This is a genomic window from Halomonas sp. GFAJ-1 (assembly GCF_000236625.2).
Lineage (GTDB): Bacteria > Pseudomonadota > Gammaproteobacteria > Pseudomonadales > Halomonadaceae > Vreelandella.
Genome location: NZ_AHBC01000043.1, coordinates 125,365 through 145,229 on the forward strand (window position 1 = coordinate 125,365; position 19,865 = coordinate 145,229).

Sequence of the window (19,865 nt, forward strand, 5' to 3'; positions counted from 1 at the left end):
CATTCAGCGCTGCCGCCGTTGTGTTTAATGGCTTGTGACTCCTCACAGATTTGCTACGTTGTCAGGCAGATGAACTCTGTTTTTCACAAGGAACCAGCCCATGGATGAAGCCGACTACGCTGTGCCTAAAACGATGTCCGCCATGTTATTAACGGGTCACGGCGACGTTGATAAACTGCACTACCGTCAAGATGTGCCCACGCCTCAGCCAGGGCCAAACCAAGTGCTGGTGCGGGTAACGGCCACGGCAAAAAATAACACCGACCGTAAGGCCCGCGAGGGGCTTTACCCCACCAAAGGAAAAGAGGAAGTGACCTCTTTTGCCATGGGTGGCTCACCGACGCTTACCTTTCCACGTATCCAAGGTGCAGACGTTGTTGGGCGAATCGTCGCGGTGGGTGAAGGCGTGGATAGCGCACGCAGGGGGGAACGAGGCCTGCTGGATTTTAATATCTACGCCGATGAGCGCCGCACGATTAACCTGACGCCTGACTACTATGGCCACGGAGCCGACGGTGGCTATGCCGAGTACATTGCGGTACCGGCGGATCAGTTCCATCAAGTAACTAATCCAGCGCTGCACGATGCTGAGCTAGCTGCGATGGGCATGTGCTCTTATCAAACGGCCTACCACATGATGACCTCTGCCAACGTCAGTGCTGGTGAGCGTGTGTTGGTCAGTGGCGCCAGCGGTGGGGTCGGCACGGCGTTAATCCAGCTGTGCCGGATTGTTGGGGCAATACCTTACGCCGTTAGCCAGCCAGACAAAGCCGATGCGCTCTTAGCACTAGGTGCTGAAGCCGTGATTGACCGTGGAGATTTACCCACCTTTGTTGAGCGGGTGTTGGCCGCAACCCACGGGCAGCCTATTGACGCCGTGATGGACTTAGTAGGCGGTGACATGACGGATCTGTTTATCGATACCATGATTGTCGATATGCAGCGCCGGAGCACTTATCCTCGGCTCTCTATCGCCGGGGCCAGTGGCGGCAATATCAGCGAAATTATGTGGACGCGGATTTACCTCTACCAAGTGCAGATATTTGGCGTTTCCCATGGCACTCGTGAAGAGGCGGAGCAACTGATCGAGTGGATCCGCCGCGGTGATTTAAAGCCCGTACTGCACGCCGCTTTTAAACTCTCTGAACTTCACATGGCCGAGCGTTACTTTGTGAATCGCGGTAGCAACTACCTTGGCAAAATTGTCATCGTGCCTGATGCTCAGTGGGCTGCCCACGGCGCACGATTTGCTTTACCCACCGATCAGGAGTCGCGCCTGTGAAGCATCTTCATACCATTGACCTGCTAGATACCCATGCGGGCGGTGATGTTAGCCGCATCGTAACCGGCGGTATTGATACGCTGCCCGGCGCCTCGGTTCGTGAGCAGATGGAGTATCTGCGAGATGACGCCGATGGTTTGCGGCGTTTGTTGCTGGAAGAACCTTACGGTATCCCTGAAATGTCGGTCGATCTGCTCGTGCCTGCCTCCCACCCTGATGCAGTGGCGGGCTATATCATTATGGAAGTAATGGGCTATCCCATTTATTCAGGCTCCAATACCCTGTGCACCGCCACGGCCGTGCTGGAGACGGGCATTGTGCCCAAGCAAGAGGGTATTCAGCGTTTTAAGCTGGAAGCGCCCGCTGGGCTGGTGCAAGTTGAAGCCAGCGTGCGAGATGGGGTGGTGGAGTGGGTGACATGCGAAGGCCTGCCCAGCTATATCGATACCTACCGTGACACCATTCAGGTACCGGGTATTGGGCCTGTCACTTACTCGATTGCCTATAGCGGTGGTTTTTACGCCTTGGTCGATGCCGAAGCCCTGGGATTCAAGCTAGTACGCGATGAAGAACAGGCCCTAGCGGCTTGCGCCTATAAGATTGTCGAGGCGATAAAAGCCCAGCGCGGCTTTTCCCATTACACCCTAGGGGATGTAGGGCCGCTGCCATTTTTGCACTTTATGGGGCCAGAAGAGCCAGTGGCGGAAGGCTATATCCGCTCGCGTTCTACTACCTACGTGCACCCTGGGGTTATTTGTAGAAGCACTACAGGCACCGGAACGTCAGCCCGGCTGGCGCTGATGAACTATGAGGGACGGTTAACGGTAGGTGATAAGCTCGAAACGGTGTCGCTGCGAGAAACCGGGTTTATCGGTACTTTTACCGGTACCCACCAAGAGGGCGCTTACCAAGTGGTGGAAAACTCCATTACGGGGCGCAGCTATGTGCTGACAGAATCAAAGATAGTCATTAATTGCGACGACCCTCTGGTGGCATGCGGCGAACTGCACCATATTTTGAGCGACCGCCACGATAAACCGCCACAATAAGCGTGTTGCTTAATGCTGCAGGGCGATAATCAAACCTACCGGGATGTTTTGGCATACCCCTCGCGCTCCAGCCTTTCCCACACTGGGGCCTTCTCAGCCTCGGTCATGGCCCCCCAGCAGGCAATCTCATCAAGTGTGCGACCACACCCTAGGCAGAGTTCTTGGGATAGACCTTGGTGGCGCGATGCCACGGGTTCGATCTTACATACTTGAATACAAGGAGAGAGAGGGCGGCTAGCTGGCGACATAGTCAATGCTCAATGGAGTAACGATAGGCCTAGATAGTGGCGGACTTAAACAACGCGTTAAATCGGCACTTTACCACGCAGTGATTTGGTTTTGCCCTTACGCGTTTTATGATCTACCCGGCGACGCTGGGAGCCTTTAGTAGGTTTGGTAGGTCGGCGCACCTTCGGCTGTTTGGCGGCACTTTGTATCAGCACTTTTAAGCGGGCCAATGCATCCTCTTTATTTAGCTCAAGCGTGCGATAGCTCTGCGCCTTGATAATAATCACGCCCTCTTTGCTGATGCGTTGATCAGAAAGCGCCATCAAGCGTTCTTTATACACCGGGGGCAGGGTCGAGTTTTGAATATCGAAACGTAAATGAACCGCAGAAGCGACTTTATTGACGTTTTGACCCCCTGCACCTTGGGAGCGAATCTGGCTAATATCAATTTCCCAATCCGCTAGCGTCACGCTATTTGAGATAGTGAGCATTGCGTTCCTCTGTACCGCATGTAGCCAGTAAGGCTAGCATATTTACTCTTTGGCGTTTTTAAGCCCCTACCGGAAAAACAATAAATTACTTTTTGCTACGTAGCGTTTAACGCTAATGAAGGTTAAGTCGTATATTCTCCCGCCATTATAAAAAAAGTTTCATTCAAGCTTCGGAGTGGACGGCCACTCTGGCGGTAATGCTTACATTCTTAATTCAAAAGTAGGGGGACGGCCCAATGCGGCGAATAAGTATATGGTTACTGGCGGGGATGCTCTTTTCTCCACTGGCTCAGGCAGAGTTAACCTTTGGAATCGTAGCACCTACCAGTGGTGGCGCGGCGCCACTGGGGATAGGTATGCAGCAGGGTATAGAGGCCTACTTTTCCGAGGTGAACGGATAGCGCAGCGTCCGCTAGGACGCTGTGTCTTGCAGGCTTACATAAACCTATCTAAGCTGTAAGCTATGAAAACCGAACGTGCCTACAAATACCGCTTTTACCCCACGTCTGAGCAGGCCGCCTTGCTGGCGCGGACGTTTGGGTGCGTGCGGTATGTCTGGAATGCGGTGCTCCGCCATCGCACCGATGCGTTCTATCAGCGTCAGGAAAAGATCGGTTACAACGACGCTAGCGCCTTTCTAACGCAGTTGAAAAAGCAGCCGGATACGGCCTTTTTAGCCGAGGTCAGTTCGGTGCCGTTGCAACAATGCCTTCGTCATCAGCAAGCGGCCTTCAAGAATTTCTTTGCTAAACGGGCGCGTTATCCCAACTTTAAATCCAAGAAGCATCGTCAGTCGGCCACCTTTGCCAGTTCAGCGTTTTCGTACCGTGATGGCCAGATCACGCTCGCCAAGTGCCGTGAGCCGTTGAACATTCGCTGGAGCCGCGAGCTACCGTCAGCGCCCAGCACCGTCACCGTCTCCAAGGACGCAGCAGGCCGCTACTTCATCAGCTGTTTGTGCCAGGTCGACGCGCAAATACTCGACGTGACGCCTAACATGGTCGGCATTGATCTGGGACTGAAAGACCTGTTCGTTACCAGTGATGGCAAACGGGTTAACAACCCCCGCCATACCGCCCGCTATGCCCGTAAGCTGGCGCGGGCGCAGCGGCAACTCAGCCGCAAGCAAAAAGGCTCGAACAACCGGGCGAAGGCACGGTTAAAGGTCGCTCGCTGCCACGCTAAAATTGCCGATACACGGCTTGACCACCTGCATAAGCTCACCTGCCAGATCGTTAACGAGAACCAAGTGGTCGCGGCGGAGAGTTTGCAGATTAAGAATATGGTCAAGAATCGGTCGCTAGCCAAGGCCATCAGTGATGTGGGCTGGGGAGAGTTGGTGCGCCAGCTTGACTACAAAGCGGCCTGGGCAGGACGGCAGTTCGTCCAGATCGACCGCTGGTACCCAAGCTCAAAACGCTGCCATGGTTGCGGCTATGTGATGGCATTGCTACCGCTGAATGTTCGCACCTGGGATTGCCCGGGCTGTGGCACCCAAGGCATTGACCGTGACCTCAATGCCGCCCGCAACATCCTACAAGCAGGCACCGCGCTGTTAGCCGGTGCCGAGCGTTGAAGCAACTACCGAGGGGCACTCGGGAAGCAACGCCTGTGGAGTTTGTGTAAGACCTGCCATGCCAAGGCATGGCAGGCAACGGACAACGAAGCAGGAACCAGGAAGGCAACGACCTGGGAATCCGCCACTACACTCTCTAAGTTAGTGGTCGGAGGATGTCAATAAAGCGATCGACGACATTGCGTTTCAAACGAACCTGCTGGCGCTTAATGCTTCAGTAGAAGCGGCCAGGGCCGGTGAGCAGGGGCGTGGTTTTGCCGTTGTGGCGCAAGAAGTACGCAAGCTTGCCGGGCGCAGCGCCGAAGAGGCGGCACAAATTCGCCATTTAGTGGATGACAGTGTCAAAAAAGTGAACGAAGGTGAGCAGCTGGTCACCGCGTCCAGCAACCACTTGCAGGATATTATCGATAGCCTTACGGAAGTAACCCGCTATGTGACGGAAATTGCGGACGCCACGCATGAACAGTCCGCCGGAATTGACCAAATCAACCAAGCGATCTCGCAATTGGATCAAGTGACGCACCAGAATGCCCGTTTGGTTCAAGAAGCTTCTAGCGCAAGCCACACCTTAGACGAGCGTGCAGGGGATATGCACTCCCTGGTCAGCCGCTTCCAGGTAAGTGGCGCTGTACAGCGGCCCGCCTCACTGCCTCCGTCAGAAGAGGCAGCGCGCTTGCAACCGCCCGTTTAACCTTCGTTTTCAAACCCACCCGGGTGGGTGGTAAACAGGTAAGCCCGTCGCTTTTAAAAGTGACGGGCTTTTTTTATGGGGCGTCATTGCCCTGTTCCTGGCTGTTTACTCTAGGCGTTCACGCAGTGCTGTCAGAAATGTTTCGATTCGTTGGGCATTGGTACCAATATCGCTGGCGCCTAATCGAGAGGCCGAGCGCATATCAATACGAACAGCATCTTGTTGTTCGCTCAGACGTATCACCACATCATCTTCAAAGCCAAACCAGTAGGTCGTGGCGGTCGCTTCAATGGTGTTCTCAGTAATCGCTGCAATCCGCCAGCCGGATGCTTCCACCTCAGCTTGAGCTGCCGCAAGAATGCTAGTGGCAGGAGCATCAACCACAAGCGGCTGCACATTAGGATACGCCTCCCGCTGCTGTCGGGCCGTGGTTTCGCCGGGGTAGTCCACCGCATTGGGTGCAGCTTCGCGTTCGTTTCTTAAGGCGTTGAAGGTGGGAGGGTTTTGTAAATCAGTAGTAATATCATGAATAACGGGGGCTTGTTGCGCGCGCTGCCACTGCTGCCACGGTGAATATAGCAGCGCCAGGGTGGCGGCAATGACTATTACCGCTACTAAAGCAGCACCAAAGCGGCGAGTGATGCCACTCACCACAAGCAGTAGCAAGCTTAGCAGCGTCGCACCTGCGGTGGCATACACACCATTCCGAAGTAATGTGAATGCCTCACCAAGCCCAAGGAGTTGCCAGCGGTAAGCCGGGCCAGCGCCCGCCATCAGCAGTACTGCAATAAACAGTGTTAAAACGCTTACCCATGCCAACAGGGTTGGCCATACACCGCCTTTCGTTTGTTGAAAGTTTTTTAATCGTTTAGCCATGCCTTTTTCCTAGCGTCGATCGCGGTAACATGCGCAAAGTATGTCTTCAGCATAACCAGCGCTTCAATGGTGTGCTTATTAATCTGATTAAGAGAGTGCGTCACAATCATGGCACAACGCGATATAAACGCCGCTTTAGCGTCCCAGGTGCGCTCACTGCTACTCAGCACGCCCAGCGCTGAGTTGCCGATGACTTATCAGCAAGTAGCGATTGCGTTAGGGCTCACGCCACCGAGAACTATACAGCGTGTTGCTAAAGCGCTTGAACTGCTGATGGAAGAGGATGTTGCCGCAGGGCAGCCAATGATTGCCGCGTTGGTGGTTAGCCGCCGAGGTGATCACTTGCCCGCCGCGGGCTTTTTTGAGCAGGCCGTGGCGCTAGGTCGATTTCCTGCTGATGCTCAGCAACACCAAGCGTTATACGTCGTTGAACGTGATCGGGCGCTGAACAATAGGCATTAGATTAGCAGCCACTTGATTATTTGTGGCGCAGTGGTTCAAGCAGACCGCTGAGGCCGTTATGGTCTATCTCATGCATCAAGTGGAGGAGGTGACCAATCTCACCGTCAGGAAAGCCCTCCCGCGCAAACCAGTTGAGATAGGGCCCAGGTAGATCGGCAATAATACAGCCTTGGTGCTTTCCAAACGGCATCGTCCGGGTGACGAGTTTCTCAAGGTCTTTAGGTTGCATGGGGGTGGCCTGCGTACTGATTAAGTCAATGAAGGTCATTAGTGGTTTAAGAAGCAATAGTACCAATTAATTGGGACAATGCCCGAGCGGGCTGGCTTAAATGCCCGTTAGTGCGATGAATCAAACCTATATCGCGGTGTATGGTGCGTTCGCCTAAATCAATCGCCCGCACTCCCTTGGGCCAGCGTTTCAATGCCTTGGGTTGAGGGACAAGCGCGACTCCCACGCCATCGGCAACCAATTGCACAATAGCATCTAGCTCATCGACCTCGCATATGTCGCGCACTTGGCAGTGATTATCCCTTAAAAAGCGATCTACCTGACGGCCGCCAAACGAGGTTCGGTCGTAGCGTACGAAGGGATGGTGAGTAAGAAGTTCTCGCCACTCTTCGCCCGGTAACTGGCGGGGCACCAGTAAGCGAAAAGGCTCGTGAGCCAGAGGCGTCCAGCGTAAATCGCTGTGCAGTGAAAACGGAGGACGAATAATCACCGCCATATCCAGCTCACCTGCGTCTACCTGGTTCATTAAGTCCATAGAAAGCCCCGGCACTAAGCGCGTATGACACTCGGGGTAGCGGCGGTGAAAGCGCGCTAAAACAGCGGGTAGCAGGGTGCGTTGAATAGAGGCTATTGCCCCTATGGTGAGCCGAGTATCAAGCCCCTGATGTGATGGCGAATCGCCTAACGTGGCGTACATCCCTAGCAACGCTTGCGCCTGCAGCAGGGTTTCTTGCCCTCGCTGCGTAAGCACGGCTGCTCGGCCACTGCGTTCAAATAGGGTCAGTCCAAGCGCTTCTTCCAAACGCTTCATTTGTGCACTGACCGCTGCCTGAGTAAGCCCAACCTGCTGGCCTGCCGCTGCAAAGGTGCCGTGTTGAGCAACGGCGACTAGGGTTTTCAGTTCTCGTATCATTCGCCGTTTCAATCATCAGAAATATTTGTGAATCAATAAAAAAACAATTGATTTTATTTTTGCATGGCACCGCCTAGGATAATCGCATAGCGGTTGTGTCGCATGCCAGCCCACACCAATCTATCCCTAACAAAAGCACTAAAACAGGAGACAGTCATGAGCCTTTCCCCTTTCCATTTAGCGATTCCTGTCTACGATGTAGCGCTTGCCCGCGCGTTTTACAATGATGTCTTTGGCCTTGAAGAAGGGCGCTCTAGTGACCACTGGGTCGATTTTAATTTTTTCGGCCATCAGTTAGTGATTCACGAGCACCCCAAAACCCCTGGCCAAGATAGCGCCCACACCAACCCGGTGGATGGACATAACGTGCCGGTGCCACACTTTGGCGTGATTTTAGAGTGGGAGGAGTGGGAAACCCTGGCTAAGCGGTTAGAAAAGAGAGGCACCGATTTTGTCATCGAGCCCTACATTCGCTTTAAAGGCGAGGTAGGTGAGCAGGCCACCATGTTTCTACTCGACCCCTGCGGTAACGCCCTTGAGTTCAAAGCATTTAAAGATAAAAGCCAGATATTTGCCAAGTGAGCCTACTGAGGTCAACTACCTATGCACGTAGCGCCTGTTCCTGTCGCTTGTGCTGTAACGGTGATTCGCCAAAATAGCGCTTATAGTCTCGACTGAATTGAGGCACGCTGCGATATCCCACTGCCAGTGCTGCTTGGTTCACATTGTGACTATCTTGCAAGATAAGCTGCTGCGCTTTGATCAGGCGCAGCCGCTTTAAATACTGGGCAGGCGACGAGCGGGTAATCTGCTTAAAGTGCTGATGAAAGGTTGATACGCTCATATTCGCCTGTTGGGCGAGCTGTTCAACGCTAAAGTCGTCAGCAAACTGTGCGTGAAGCTTCGACAGTATTTGCACTATGCGTGAATAGTGGCCATGCCCTTTAACCAGTGCCCGCAGGGCTGGGCCTTGCTCCCCTTTTAGCGCTTCAAATACCACATCTCGGATGCGGGCATCGCCCATTATCGTGCACTCCAGGTCGTCATGCAGCGTATGTGCTAAGCGCAGCATCGCCCTTTGCATGCCCTCGTTCATCGCAACTGACGCCATGGGCTTAGGGGGTGTTGAGGGTAGGCCAATATCCCCCATCGCGGTAACCATTTCACTGAGTAAGGCGGGGTCAAGCTTGACTGAAATGCCAAGTAACGGCGTATCAGGAGAGCCATGCGTTTCACACTCGAAAGGCATGGGGAGGGTCTGCACAAGATAGTGACCTGGGTTGTAATGGATCTCACGATCGCCTAGATAACCCACCTTACGGCCCTGGGCGATAATAATTAAGCTGGGATCGTACATGAGCGGAGTACGCTCCTGATGACGCCCCAGGCAGAGTATCCCCACCCGTGATAAGCGAGACGCGTTTAACCCATTTCCGTTTACCAATGGCTTGATTAAGTCAGCGAGCGCGCTGCCTGTATGCGCTGTGCTAGCCATGGCTAGCTCTCCTTTGTGGTGATACGTCAGTAGTAAACGACAATTATGATGTTTTTTGGCGGTTTATTGTTATTTTATTGCAAATAAAGAGAGAAATGAGCAAAAAAAACGTAGCTTCGCTCATCGCTATCTAACCGTTAGCAGCGAATAATGGAAATACTTTTCCGCACGCGCGGGATGTTTTAAAAAGGAGCTTTTATGAGCCAAGCAAAATCATACGCGGCGTTTTCCGCCGATAAACCTCTGGCGCCGTTTACCTTTGATCGTCGTGAGCCACGCGCCGACGATGTTGCTATTGAAATTCTTTACTGTGGTGTTTGCCACAGTGACCTGCACTTTGCCCGTAACGACTGGGGAATGAGCCAGTATCCGGTGGTGCCCGGTCACGAGATTGTTGGCCGCGTGACCGCTGTGGGTGGCGATGTAACACGTTTTAAAGCCGGTGATTTAGTCGGTGTGGGCTGCATGGTTGACTCCTGCCGCACCTGCTCTGCTTGTAAAGAAGGCGTAGAGCAGTACTGCATGGAAGGCTTCACCATGACCTACGGCAGCGCTGACCGCCAGGACGGCACCTTAACCCAAGGTGGCTACTCTGATGCGATTGTGGTCAGCGAACACTTTGTACTGCAGATGCCTGATGGCATTGATCTCGCCTCTGCTGCCCCTATTCTGTGTGCCGGTATTACGACCTATTCGCCTCTTAAACACTTTAAGGTTGGCAAAGGCCACAAAGTGGGCGTTATTGGTATGGGCGGCCTTGGTCATATGGGCGTCAAACTAGCCAAAGCGCTGGGGGCTGAAGTCACCGTGTTTACCCGCTCTGACGCTAAAGTAGAAGAGGCCAAGCGCAACGGTGCCGACCATGTGGTGGTGTCTGGCGATGAAGCGCAGATGAAGGCTGTAGCAGGCTCCTTCGATTTTATGCTCGACACCATCCCGGTGCAGCATGACTTGAACCCGTACTTAGCCTCACTAAAGTATGATGGCACGCACATTCTAGTGGGCTTGCTAGAGCCTATCGAACCTGCAATCGAAGCGTTTAACCTGGTGTTTAAGCGCCGCGTGGTGGCGGGTTCACTGATTGGCGGTATAGCTGAAACCGAAGAGCTGCTCCAACTGTGTGCTGAGCAAAACATCACCTGTGATATCGAAATGTTAGATATTAACAATATCAACGAAGGCTTCGAGCGTATGGAGAAAGGTGATGTACGCTACCGCTTCGTTATTGATATGGCGACATTAAAAGATACCCGTGTGTAAATAGCACTAGCAATGCACACCCACCGCCTACAGCGGTGGGTTTTTTTTTATGTGGTCACTGTATAGCGCAGGCGATACTAGACGTGTGCGGAGACCCTAAGCCGTACATAGTCAGCCGTCCAGTTGCCTTGACCATCGTTTAGGCTATGGGAAAGAAGATTCATCGTATTATCAATAATGGCTTCTTGTAGGTCTTGGTCTAAGTTGTGCAGGAAGGGGTTGGCAAAGGTTCTAAGCCAGCCTGCCATGCCCGTAGGCAGGGGGGTAGGGCGTGGGATCAACTCAATAGAGTCGACATGAAAACCCACGGTTTGCAGTAGGTGGGCATACTCTTGCGTGGTGGGAAAATACCATGGATGGCGCCCGTGTGAACTAATGCCACGAAACTGCAGCGAGGCGATAAGGGCGGTGCAAATGGCCGCCACATTGCCATGGCCGCCAAACTCGGCAACAAAGCGCCCACCCGGTTCTAGCGCGCGCTTTACGCCAGCGAGCACCTTTTGTGGGTCTAGCATCCAGTGTAATGCTGCATTGCTGAATACGGCGTCAAACTCATGGTCAAAGGGCAGCTGGTGGCCATCAATTACGCGGGCGTTGAGGCCCCGCAGTCGCGCAGCCTCCACCATCTCCTCTGACGCGTCGATACCCAACACATTCGCCCCCGTTTGGGCAATACGCTCGGTTAGCGCACCATCGCCACAGCCAAGGTCCAATATGCGCTGGCCCGCTTGTGGGGCAAGAAGTTTTAGCACTTCGCCTCCTAGTTTAGGAACGAAGTCCGCGTTTTCCGCATAGTGGCTGGCGTTCCATTCCTGCCCTGGCGGTGTGTTTGAGCGATTAGACATGGCGGCTTCCCGGCAACGTTATTCCATTTATTTTCATAATAAACAGTATAGCCGTACGCTGGATAACTTATTCGCTAAGAAGCCACTGATTCATGATGGTATTTGTCTATACCGTTTGAAATTAACCGCGTGCGCTGGCTAGTAAAATGTTCGCTTACATCATCGTTAAAAAAGCCGCTCATCGAAAATTCATAAAAATGGCAAGGCTGTGCCATGCTAGCCACTGGTTGTTATCACCCTATTCCTAAGTGAGGCACTATGAACGACGTTATCAAATTACTGCAGTCCCACCGTTCTATTCGTAAATTTAGCGACCAAGAAATACCCCATGGATTGCTGCTTGAACTGATTCAAGCGGGCCAAAGCGCGGCGACCTCAAGCCACGTACAAGCCTATACCGTTATTCACGTTAAAGACGCCGCTAACCGTGAGCAGATCGCCGAGCTGGCCGGTGGGCAGGGGTATGTCGCAAGCTGCGCGGCATTTTTAGTATTTTGTGCCGATATGAAACGCCCAACGGAAGCATCAGCACGCACAGGAGCCAACGTTGAGCGAGGCATGACCGAGCAATTATTGGTTGCCACCGTAGACACTGCCTTAGTGGCCCAAAATGTTGTGGTAGCAGCGGAGTCCGAAGGGCTAGGTATTTGCTATATCGGCGGTATTCGCAATAACCCCCAGCAGATTAGCGATTTGTTGCGCCTTCCTGAGCACGTTTATCCGGTATTTGGCTTATGCCTTGGCTACCCAGCGCACAATCCGGAAGTAAAGCCGCGCCTACCAGTAGAAGCGATTTTAAAAGAAGACTACTACACTGAAGACACCGAGCTGGTACAAGCTTTTGATTCCACGATGCAGGCTTACTACCAAGCGCGGAGCAGTAGCAATAAAAATACCGACTGGTCGCATAATTTGAAGCCACTGTTTGATGACAAGCTACGCCCCCATATGCGTGATTTTTTGGTAAAGCGTGGCTTTGAAATGAAATAACGCAGTAAGCGACATAGGTTGAGCATTTCTATCTGGATTGCATGGCAAACGGCGGTACCAAAAACTATAAAAGGAGCCATCAATGACTCTCACGCGTGCCTACTATCTCTTAGCCGTTTTTTATACGCTGATTCCCGTCATGGGGGTCGTTGCGCTGTTTTCGGGCGGCGGAACGCCTCTCGCTATAGTGCACCTCTCTGTAGGGGCGCTGGCTGTGCTGGGGTTATGGGGCTACATCTTAAAACGTGGCTTTATGAACCCTCGCATCTGGCGGCCTTTTGCCATCTTGTTGGCCATTGGTGCGGTATTACAGCTGTTGGTGATTTTCACCATGCCGGTGGCGAATGTAGAGCTAACCTGGATGCTTACCAGCACTGTTTTTTCGGTCTTGCTAGTGATTCTGCTGTACCACTACGGTAATCGTGACCAACCGCTGTGGGCAACGTCAGATGAGCAGGCAGCAGCCCGTCAACTGGCAGCGCTACTGGAGACATCCACGCCCCTAACGGCTGTACACCGTGAGGGTGAACGGGAAAATAGCGTCAATGTTAGCAAGGTTGGCGATGAGTATAACGCTCGCGTTACGCGCCGCACCCAGGGGCAGCAGGAAGCCTTTGAACGGCGCTTCAAACACCCTGAAACATTGGTGTTTTTTCTGGAAAAGTTTGCCAGCGTAACGGTGCAGGATTTCAAACAGCAAAAGGCTACTTAACCCTGGGCTGGGGGCTGTCCTAGGGTAAGTATCTAACTTAAAGCGGTGTAGCCTCACTTAAAGCCGGGGTGTTTGCGTATGCTAGCTGGGTAGCGAGGCCGGATTTTATCAGCTGGTAGAGTGGTACTATTTTTTCGGGCAGGTGGTGTTCAGCTACACGTTGGTCAATATAAAAGGCGGCTCTTTCACCACAGTGCTGAATGAGTTCGCCTACTTGTTGAAAGTGCAGTCCCGAGGCGCCAAGCAGACGATTAAACCTCGGCTCGAGCATAGCGAAGACATGGTGGCGCTGTGCAATGCCCACAATGGCCGTTGCGGCCAGGAACAAGCTTAAGCTAACAAGCGCCGGGCTTTCACGAATACTGCTCTCATGGTTGTTGATGTCGGCGGCGCTTTTTCGTCTGAACCCAGGGTGCACCGCTAAACGTGACACTTCACAAACGCTTTCAGATGCGAAGTAGCGGGGATGCTGGTGCGAGGTAAAGAGGCTTTTATGGTAATACTCCTCCAGGGGAAGGCTGGGCGAAGAGGAAAAGCGCTGCTTGTTGATCAACACTATGCGTACGCACCCCACATCTATTCCGGTTTCTTTATGGTGCAGTAAACAGAGAATTGAGTGCTGATCGTGAATATCTTTTTCAATGTTTTGGTGGGTCGTATCGCCAAGTTTGTAATTAAGCTCTTCGTTAAAAACGGCGTAGCGAAGGGAAAAAGCGCGTATTTTTTCATCAGTAGTTTGCGCAATGATTAAAGAGAAATGACGATCAAAAAAGTCGGGTGTAAAGGTGTTTTGCTTTATATCTTCAGGCGTTGTAGTAGGCGGTTGAATAGTTTTATTAATGGCTATTTTCTTCACGGCTACTTTATCCCTTTAGTAGTTGTTCTAAACTCTCTGGCTTACCCAAGTGGAAGCCCTGCCCATACGTGATGCCATACTCTTTCAGAATAGGCGTTAATGCCTCCTGGTCAACATACTCAGCAATAGCTTGCTTACCAAAGCCCTTGGCAATGTCTGCTATTGCTTTCACAATCGTGTGGCTATCAGGGTTGGTCAGCAGGCTACGAATAAACGAGCCGTCGATTTTTATATAATCAACAGGCAGTTGGCCTAGGTAGTGGAAGCTGCTAAAGCCGATACCAAAATCATCCAGCGCAGTGCGACAGCCCAGATCGCGAAGGCTTTGCAGCACATTACGCGCCGTAGAAAAGTCGGTAATGGCGGCCGTTTCGGTAACTTCTAAAATCAGGTGGTGCGGGTCTGCGCCACTGCTTCGCAACTCTTCAGTTAAGTACTGTCTTAGGCTTAAATCGTGCAGTGACTGGCCAGATAAGTTGACAGAGAGCGAAATGCCGCGCTCTTGTAGCGTTTTAAGGGCCTGTAGGCTGTGTTTAATTACCCAGTGGTCAACCTGAATAATTAAGCCGCTCTGTTCCGCAACAGGAATAAAGTGGGCGGGGGAGACTAAACTGCCATCGGGGTTACGCATCCGTAGTAACACTTCATAATGTTTGATATCGCGATCCTGCAGTCGAACAATGGGCTGCGCCATTAATTCGAAACTGTTGGTCTCCAGTGCACTATGTAGCCGCTCTACCCAGTAAACACGCTCTTGGAGTTCGTCTTTAATATTTGCCTCTTTGGAGTGCAGGTACCAGTGGGGGAGGCCGCGCTCTTTCGCTTTGTACATCGCCATGTCTGCACTGGCGAGAAGGTCTGCCGGGGTTTGCCCATGGCTTGGGAAAAGGGCAATGCCTATGCTGGCCGCTATATGATGTTTTCGGCCAGCACTGACAAAGCAAATAGCATCTAAAAGTTGGGTAATATATTCGGCAATATGGATTGCTTGTTGACTACTAACACTCTCTAGCAGTAGCGCAAACTCATCCCCCCCTAAGCGGGCAATAGTACTGCGTTGGCCTAGGTTGGCATATAGCGTCTCCGCTACTTTGCAGAGCAACTGGTCACCCACATGGTGGCCGCTAAGCTCATTGATTTCTTTAAACTGGTTAAGGTCCAGCAGCAGAATGGCACCCTCACTACGGCGTGAAAGTGAATCAAGCAGCGCATCTTGGAAGTACCGGCGGTTAAACAGCTCGGTTAATGGGTCGTGTTCGGCCAGCCACGTTAAGCGCGCCTCGGCTGCTTTGCGCTCGGTAATATCTAGCCCAATAGAGATACGGGCAGCGCTGCCACTGTGGTTGTCGGCTAGAGGAGCATGGTACCAAACGACGGTGTAAAAGCGTTTATCGACGGTGTGAAAGGTTTTTTCTTCCTGGGTGGGAATGCCCAAAGGCTCGTCACGAGGGACTTTGTGACTACCATCAGCCAGTGAGGAAGGACGATGGCTGAGTGTTAAAGGGTCGTGCTGATCAAAAATATCAATGAAGTGGCGACCTAGCAGCTCGCTATCATTGAGGCTGAGCCGCTCCCGCGTGTAGTCATTCACCAGTTGGATACGGCCGGCACTGTTTTGCACCACGATAAAGACCCGGGCGGTATCTAAAAGGCTACTTACAAAATCGCGCTCTTTGGCGAGTTCTTCAATGCGTTCTGCAAGCTGGTTGCTGCGCTCTTGTACTGCGGTTTCCAGAGACTCAAGCTGATAAGCGAGTTCGCGGGTAGAGTACTCCAGCACATCAATTTCATTGGAAAGTCGCGGCGTTGAACGAGGCAAGATAGCCGTAACGCGACTAAACTGCCCGCTTGCCAGAGCCGGGAGGAGGCCTGCTATGCGGCGCAGCCGTGCCATTGGCCCTAATAAGATCATCAACAGCAGTATCTGAGCGGCCAGCCAACCCATAACCCCAACAAAGAGCAGCGTATTAGTGGCTGAGTTAATTGCAGCCATTTGAGAGGTAGTATCGGAGATCAGAAGGAAGTAGCTGGTGCTGCGCCAATCCGCATCATCCTCCATATAGACGGCGCCGAGCTCTAAATAGCGGTTGGCATACTCAATCCTGAAAGGAGTGCTGGCCAGCGGATAGATCGGTGTTTTAGTAGCGGCAAGTTGGAGTAATGAAAGTGTAGGCTCGCGGTTGGTGAGCGCGACTAAGTGGCCGTTCCAGGCTTTTAAACGGCGCTCTTCTAAAACCGCTGGGATCTCGCTATCGCCGATTACCAGCAGCGCAATTTCGCTGCCCGAGACCTCTTTCGCCTGTCGAGTCACATCGGCCAGCGAGCGCGAGAGCACCACTGTACCAATACTTTCCCCTTCCATCAGCATGGGCACCGCCGCAAATTGTTGGCAGTCTGCTGCGCAGCGTAGCGTGGTCACTGGCGAGTCGGTGGCTAATACTTCGCCAATCCAGCTTTCTAAGGGGAGATCGGTAGGGGCTAGGCTGGTTCCTGAGTGGCCTGCCAGCCTCCCCTGGGTATCGAATACAAACACTTCGTCGACGCCAGCTTCAAGCTGTAAGGATGGCCAGCGAGCATTCAGAGCGGTCTCTAATGCGGAATCGCTACGACGGACTAATGCTTCAGCCAAATCAGGCGCAGCGGCTGTTAAGCCCGCTAGTTGGCGCAAATTGTCGGCGGAGCGCTGCATCGCCAAGCGCACTTCACGCTGTTGGCGTTCATGATGTAATAAGCGGTTGTTTTCAAACTGCTGCGTTAGGTAGTGCTGCCCCAGCCAAGTGGAAAGCGCCACTAGTACCAGCAGCAGCAGGCTACTAAGCGCCGTGACGCGCCAGGTTAGGCTAAGCCGTTGTCGTGCTCGTGTATTTGTAAACGCCTTCATCACGGACGCTCCGTTGTCTTGCTGTGTTAAAAACGCAGCGAAAGCTGAAAGAGCAGCATATTCCAGTGCTGGCGAGTGGCTGAAGCGTCAGGGTTATCCTGTGTTGGCAGCCAGCCAGTGCCATTCACGTGATGGTATTCCCCTGCAAGCATCAGGCGAGAGTTGGGCGTCCACTGAAGGCCTAGGGTTACATCATCTGCAAACTGCGAGTGGGCTGGTCCAAAGCCGTTTTGTTCATAGTCGCGGCCTGAGCGGTCGGCGGTATTGTTGACGAGGCTGTCGTACCTCACCAGCCAGCTCCAGCTCGGCGTCATACGTCGTTGATACTGTAAGTACCAGCTATGGCCGGTAATGTCGAAGTTTCGAGATAGATTGTCACCTTCAAGGGACTGTTTTCGTAGGGCGAACTCAGCTGTCAAGCTCCATAGCTCTTCATTGTATTGCAGCGAGGCAATCCAGGGCTGAAAGCTGAAGTCTGCGGCGTTGTCGGCAAAGTTGGCATCTAAGTTAACGTTGGCAGCACTTAACGCTGCAAGAAACTTACCGCTCTGGTCTTCGTATAAAACCTGTGCAATGGCCGATAACGAAGAAGAAGAGATACTATTGCCAGTATCACCAAATAGCTGCTTAGCGAGTAAGGAGCCTGTTTGTGGTCGGCCAATGCCGCTGCTGACCCTAAGCGTGCCTGAGGGGATGCGCTCTTCCAGATACACATTGACGCCATCTGCGGCTATACCCAGTGCCCGGGTACGGTCAAAGTAGATCGATTGAGGTAGTAAGATACTTGGCCGGGTGAACGCTACATCCCGGGTTTGGTTATAAAGGCCAAAGGGATTTTTAAACCTACCCGCCTGTACGCCCAGGGTTCGCGCCTGGTTTGAGACCATCTGATAATCAATCACGCCGTAGTCCAGCGTGGGTTGTGCATCGCTGGTTTCACCGCCTGCACGGCGACTTAGTAACTGGGCAGCTACCAGTACATCTCGGTGCGGTCGAAGCGAGGCGTTAATCCCAAGCTCAGTAAACTCTACACTCCCCGAACCGTTACTGCTGGGGCCAAAGAAGTTGTTGTCGTCGGTCACGATAAGCGCCTGGCTCAAAAAACCATGCACCTGCAGCGTATCCAGTACGTGCTCATCGGCTAAGCTGGCAGCGGTGGGCGTTAACAACACAAGGCACGCCATCAGCCTCTTGGCGAGTTTGCGATCACTCCATTGAAATGACTTGGACGCTTTCATCCAGGTACTCCCTTTCAAGGTATCCCAGCGCACCGGGCGTACTGGCCACTTTTTCGTGCATTTCAGTCAGGTTGCGAACACGGTTGGGTGCTTGCCCCCTGCCAGAAAACACCACTCGATCCCAGGCCAATTGAAGCTGGTGAGGGTAAACAGCGAGCTGCTCTTTGGTAAAACGCGCATGTACAGGGTCGCGGTTGGGCAGCACAAACACCTGTACGGCTTGGCCATTCGGCCAAGTACGTTGGCGCATGGCGAAAATTGCCCGAGTGGTATCACGGGTTAACCAGCTGATGGGGACGTCAGGATGAGCTACTAAAACAATGACGCTTTCATCGGCAACCGTTTGTGCCTTTGCTAACCCCGAAAACAGTACAAGCATCAGGCAGGCTGTTATCCAAGCCAACTGCCTGCGTGTGCTGCTCAAAAAAGAGAACGGCGAGGAATGGTTAGTCATTGCCCGCTAAACGCCAGGCCATGCACCCTGCAGGCATCGCCCACACTGCTGATGTGAATAAGTAAATGACGTGTCTCCCTTGCAGCCGCTACTTAAAAAGTCCTTGGGTGAGGAGCTTATCGGCTTTTCTTATTGACGGAAACTACAAAATAGCTAGGCCAAAGTAACCTGAAATACCTAGTAACACTACACCATCTTTAGGATATCTCCAGGCACATAAAACATATCACTACCGCATTACATTAAGCCTACATAACTAAAACGCCCGGCAAAAAGCCGGGCGTTTTCATGTAACGGCACATGGTTACTCAACGAGTTCAAGCAGGCGGTCAGGGTAGTCAGTAAACAACCCATTTACGCCCCAGTCGAGTAAGCGCTGCATCTCGTCGGTCTCGTTGATCGTATAAATATGAACGGGCAAACCATTTGCCTGTGCTTGGCGAATAAAGTCTGCATCAATAACGTCGTTTCCATCGTAAGTGACGTTAGTACCGATGCCCACTGCGTATTCAGCGATTGCTTGGAAGTCTTCATCGGTGATCTCGGCTGGGCCCGGTGTGACGCCTGTCCACTCTTGTAGCTGCGAATCATCCTCTTCATTAGTGTGGTACCACACTAGTTGAATGAGTGGCACGTTCTCATTTAGCTCGCGTATTTTAAGTAGACTGTCCTGCTCGAATGACTGGACCAACACGCGTCCTGTCTCAATCATATCGTGGGCTTCTAACGACTCAACCAGGGCTTCTTCCAAGCCAGGGTTTAATTGCGGTGATTTAGTTTCAATGTAATACCGCTCATCATGGCCGAAACGCTCAAACAACTCATCAAGCGTCACAATTTGAGCGCCTTCAAACGCCGCATCGGCGTTTTCAGGGTTAGCGTCGTTGAACCAAGTGCCGGTATCCAACGCTTGTAGTTCTTCTAGAGTGTGGTCATTGATGGCGCCTTCACCGGTGCTGGTGCGACCAATGGCGTCATCATGAAACACCACCAACTCACCATCGGCGGTGATTTGAACATCCAGCTCTAAATAATCGACGCCCCATTCATGGGCCAGTTCGTAGGCGGCCATCGTGCTTTCTGGGGCATGGCCGCTGGCGCCACGGTGGGCAATGACTTGAAAGGATTCGAGGTCTTTTAGCTGCTGCTCCAGCGGGGTGGCTTCAGCCAGCGCAGAAGTGGTGGCAGCACCAGCGAAAAGACCTAGCGATATAGCGGCAATTAGCGGATGACGTTGCATAAAAGCTCCTTAATTGAATGGTCGTTCAATTACCTTACAGGTCGTGGTGTATAAATGCCAAATTTGGCCACCTTTGATTGGCAAGCTGATCGGTTTG

The 19,865-nt window shown here is 52.6% G+C and carries 20 protein-coding genes and 1 pseudogene; 9 read left to right on the top strand and 12 right to left on the bottom strand.

Annotated features, from left to right (window positions below; genetic code table 11):
• The first annotated feature begins 100 nt into the window (after window positions 1-100).
• Entirely contained in the window at window positions 101-1,282 is a 1,182-nt protein-coding gene (locus MOY_RS12865) for an alcohol dehydrogenase catalytic domain-containing protein (protein ID WP_009100425.1), read from the top strand.
• A complete protein-coding gene (locus MOY_RS12870) occupies window positions 1,279-2,331 on the top strand; it encodes a proline racemase family protein (RefSeq protein ID WP_009100427.1) in 1,053 nt (350 codons plus the stop codon). The genes MOY_RS12865 and MOY_RS12870 overlap by 4 nt, the downstream gene beginning before the upstream one ends.
• A 35-nt stretch (window positions 2,332-2,366) precedes the next feature.
• On the opposite strand, the gene MOY_RS17015 is transcribed toward MOY_RS12870, so the two are convergent.
• Window positions 2,367-2,579 (bottom strand): DUF1289 domain-containing protein, encoded by a 213-nt coding sequence (locus tag MOY_RS17015; RefSeq protein ID WP_009100430.1) that lies wholly within the window; start codon window positions 2,577-2,579, stop codon window positions 2,367-2,369.
• Between the two features lie 57 nt (window positions 2,580-2,636).
• The gene (arfB, locus tag MOY_RS12875) at window positions 2,637-3,050 is read right to left on the bottom strand and encodes an alternative ribosome rescue aminoacyl-tRNA hydrolase ArfB (protein WP_009100432.1); all 414 of its coding nucleotides are present in this window, start codon (window positions 3,048-3,050) and stop codon (window positions 2,637-2,639) included.
• 463 nt (window positions 3,051-3,513) lie between these two features.
• Between arfB and MOY_RS12880 the strand changes: the two genes are divergently transcribed.
• Together MOY_RS12880 and MOY_RS12885 are read left to right on the top strand one after the other, a co-directional pair.
• Window positions 3,514-4,626: an RNA-guided endonuclease InsQ/TnpB family protein gene (locus tag MOY_RS12880; protein ID WP_009100437.1), complete on the top strand. Its 1,113-nt coding sequence runs from the start codon at window positions 3,514-3,516 to the stop codon at window positions 4,624-4,626.
• A gap of 163 nt (window positions 4,627-4,789) precedes the next feature.
• Window positions 4,790-5,317: pseudogene (locus MOY_RS12885) on the top strand (methyl-accepting chemotaxis protein); the annotation flags it as partial.
• A gap of 105 nt (window positions 5,318-5,422) precedes the next feature.
• Here MOY_RS12885 and MOY_RS12890 read toward each other — a convergent pair.
• Window positions 5,423-6,193 (bottom strand): DUF1499 domain-containing protein, encoded by a 771-nt coding sequence (locus tag MOY_RS12890; RefSeq protein ID WP_009100442.1) that lies wholly within the window; start codon window positions 6,191-6,193, stop codon window positions 5,423-5,425.
• Between the two features lie 108 nt (window positions 6,194-6,301).
• Here MOY_RS12890 and MOY_RS12895 point away from each other — a divergent pair, with 108 nt between their 5' ends.
• Window positions 6,302-6,655, top strand: coding sequence for a hypothetical protein (locus MOY_RS12895; protein WP_009100443.1), 354 nt, complete (start codon window positions 6,302-6,304; stop codon window positions 6,653-6,655).
• 16 nt (window positions 6,656-6,671) lie between these two features.
• Here MOY_RS12895 and MOY_RS12900 read toward each other — a convergent pair whose 3' ends face one another.
• Complete coding sequence (locus MOY_RS12900; protein ID WP_009100445.1) at window positions 6,672-6,884, bottom strand: DUF3820 family protein; 213 nt, start codon at window positions 6,882-6,884, stop codon at window positions 6,672-6,674.
• 46 nt (window positions 6,885-6,930) lie between these two features.
• Window positions 6,931-7,797, bottom strand: a complete 867-nt coding sequence (locus MOY_RS12905) for a LysR substrate-binding domain-containing protein (RefSeq protein WP_009100447.1) — start codon at window positions 7,795-7,797, stop codon at window positions 6,931-6,933.
• Between the two features lie 156 nt (window positions 7,798-7,953).
• Between MOY_RS12905 and MOY_RS12910 the strand changes: the two genes are divergently transcribed.
• Window positions 7,954-8,379, top strand: coding sequence for a VOC family protein (locus tag MOY_RS12910; protein WP_009100449.1), 426 nt, complete (start codon window positions 7,954-7,956; stop codon window positions 8,377-8,379).
• A gap of 19 nt (window positions 8,380-8,398) precedes the next feature.
• On the opposite strand, the gene MOY_RS12915 is transcribed toward MOY_RS12910, so the two are convergent.
• A complete protein-coding gene (locus MOY_RS12915; protein WP_009100451.1) occupies window positions 8,399-9,292 on the bottom strand; it encodes an AraC family transcriptional regulator in 894 nt (297 codons plus the stop codon).
• Between the two features lie 198 nt (window positions 9,293-9,490).
• On the opposite strand from MOY_RS12915, the gene MOY_RS12920 reads away from it, so the two are divergent.
• The gene (locus MOY_RS12920) at window positions 9,491-10,552 is read left to right on the top strand and encodes an NAD(P)-dependent alcohol dehydrogenase (protein WP_009100453.1); all 1,062 of its coding nucleotides are present in this window, start codon (window positions 9,491-9,493) and stop codon (window positions 10,550-10,552) included.
• 77 nt (window positions 10,553-10,629) lie between these two features.
• Here MOY_RS12920 and MOY_RS12925 read toward each other — a convergent pair whose 3' ends face one another.
• Complete coding sequence (locus MOY_RS12925; RefSeq protein WP_009100455.1) at window positions 10,630-11,397, bottom strand: class I SAM-dependent methyltransferase; 768 nt, start codon at window positions 11,395-11,397, stop codon at window positions 10,630-10,632.
• A 258-nt stretch (window positions 11,398-11,655) separates the two neighbouring features.
• On the opposite strand from MOY_RS12925, the gene nfsA reads away from it, so the two are divergent.
• Together nfsA and MOY_RS12935 are read left to right on the top strand one after the other, a co-directional pair.
• Window positions 11,656-12,387 carry an oxygen-insensitive NADPH nitroreductase gene (gene nfsA, locus MOY_RS12930; RefSeq protein WP_009100457.1) on the top strand — a complete coding sequence of 244 codons (732 nt, stop codon included), beginning with the start codon at window positions 11,656-11,658 and terminating at the stop codon, window positions 12,385-12,387.
• 82 nt (window positions 12,388-12,469) lie between these two features.
• On the top strand, window positions 12,470-13,099 hold the full coding sequence (locus MOY_RS12935) for a hypothetical protein (RefSeq protein WP_009100459.1): 630 nt from the start codon (window positions 12,470-12,472) through the stop codon (window positions 13,097-13,099).
• Window positions 13,100-13,136: 37 nt separating this feature from the next.
• Here MOY_RS12935 and MOY_RS12940 read toward each other — a convergent pair whose 3' ends face one another.
• From MOY_RS12940 to MOY_RS12960, 5 genes are all read right to left on the bottom strand, one after another.
• Window positions 13,137-13,955 carry a PEP-CTERM/exosortase system-associated acyltransferase gene (locus MOY_RS12940; protein ID WP_009100462.1) on the bottom strand — a complete coding sequence of 273 codons (819 nt, stop codon included), beginning with the start codon at window positions 13,953-13,955 and terminating at the stop codon, window positions 13,137-13,139.
• A 7-nt stretch (window positions 13,956-13,962) separates the two neighbouring features.
• Window positions 13,963-16,836, bottom strand: a complete 2,874-nt coding sequence (locus MOY_RS12945; protein ID WP_009100465.1) for a bifunctional diguanylate cyclase/phosphodiesterase — start codon at window positions 16,834-16,836, stop codon at window positions 13,963-13,965.
• A gap of 26 nt (window positions 16,837-16,862) precedes the next feature.
• Window positions 16,863-18,074 carry a hypothetical protein gene (locus MOY_RS12950; RefSeq protein WP_168183931.1) on the bottom strand — a complete coding sequence of 404 codons (1,212 nt, stop codon included), beginning with the start codon at window positions 18,072-18,074 and terminating at the stop codon, window positions 16,863-16,865.
• A complete protein-coding gene (locus tag MOY_RS12955; protein WP_009100470.1) occupies window positions 18,043-18,453 on the bottom strand; it encodes a hypothetical protein in 411 nt (136 codons plus the stop codon). The genes MOY_RS12950 and MOY_RS12955 overlap by 32 nt, the downstream gene beginning before the upstream one ends.
• A 379-nt stretch (window positions 18,454-18,832) precedes the next feature.
• Window positions 18,833-19,768 (bottom strand): glycerophosphodiester phosphodiesterase, encoded by a 936-nt coding sequence (locus MOY_RS12960; protein WP_009100472.1) that lies wholly within the window; start codon window positions 19,766-19,768, stop codon window positions 18,833-18,835.
• Between the last annotated feature and the right edge of the window lie 97 nt (window positions 19,769-19,865).

Bases quoted from the DNA above. Each gene is read 5' to 3' on its own strand.
- MOY_RS12865 (WP_009100425.1), top strand. From the start codon at position 101: ATGGATGAAGCCGACTACGCTGTGCCTAAAACGATGTCCGCCATGTTA.
- MOY_RS17015 (WP_009100430.1), bottom strand. From the start codon at position 2,579: ATGTCGCCAGCTAGCCGCCCTCTCTCTCCTTGTATTCAAGTATGTAAG.
- arfB (WP_009100432.1), bottom strand. From the start codon at position 3,050: ATGCTCACTATCTCAAATAGCGTGACGCTAGCGGATTGGGAAATTGAT.
- MOY_RS12880 (WP_009100437.1), top strand. From the start codon at position 3,514: ATGAAAACCGAACGTGCCTACAAATACCGCTTTTACCCCACGTCTGAG.
- MOY_RS12890 (WP_009100442.1), bottom strand. From the start codon at position 6,193: ATGGCTAAACGATTAAAAAACTTTCAACAAACGAAAGGCGGTGTATGG.
- MOY_RS12895 (WP_009100443.1), top strand. From the start codon at position 6,302: ATGGCACAACGCGATATAAACGCCGCTTTAGCGTCCCAGGTGCGCTCA.
- MOY_RS12900 (WP_009100445.1), bottom strand. From the start codon at position 6,884: ATGCAACCTAAAGACCTTGAGAAACTCGTCACCCGGACGATGCCGTTT.
- MOY_RS12905 (WP_009100447.1), bottom strand. From the start codon at position 7,797: ATGATACGAGAACTGAAAACCCTAGTCGCCGTTGCTCAACACGGCACC.
- MOY_RS12910 (WP_009100449.1), top strand. From the start codon at position 7,954: ATGAGCCTTTCCCCTTTCCATTTAGCGATTCCTGTCTACGATGTAGCG.
- MOY_RS12915 (WP_009100451.1), bottom strand. From the start codon at position 9,292: ATGGCTAGCACAGCGCATACAGGCAGCGCGCTCGCTGACTTAATCAAG.
- MOY_RS12920 (WP_009100453.1), top strand. From the start codon at position 9,491: ATGAGCCAAGCAAAATCATACGCGGCGTTTTCCGCCGATAAACCTCTG.
- MOY_RS12925 (WP_009100455.1), bottom strand. From the start codon at position 11,397: ATGTCTAATCGCTCAAACACACCGCCAGGGCAGGAATGGAACGCCAGC.
- nfsA (WP_009100457.1), top strand. From the start codon at position 11,656: ATGAACGACGTTATCAAATTACTGCAGTCCCACCGTTCTATTCGTAAA.
- MOY_RS12935 (WP_009100459.1), top strand. From the start codon at position 12,470: ATGACTCTCACGCGTGCCTACTATCTCTTAGCCGTTTTTTATACGCTG.
- MOY_RS12945 (WP_009100465.1), bottom strand. From the start codon at position 16,836: ATGAAGGCGTTTACAAATACACGAGCACGACAACGGCTTAGCCTAACC.
- MOY_RS12950 (WP_168183931.1), bottom strand. From the start codon at position 18,074: ATGAAAGCGTCCAAGTCATTTCAATGGAGTGATCGCAAACTCGCCAAG.
- MOY_RS12955 (WP_009100470.1), bottom strand. From the start codon at position 18,453: ATGCTTGTACTGTTTTCGGGGTTAGCAAAGGCACAAACGGTTGCCGAT.
- MOY_RS12960 (WP_009100472.1), bottom strand. From the start codon at position 19,768: ATGCAACGTCATCCGCTAATTGCCGCTATATCGCTAGGTCTTTTCGCT.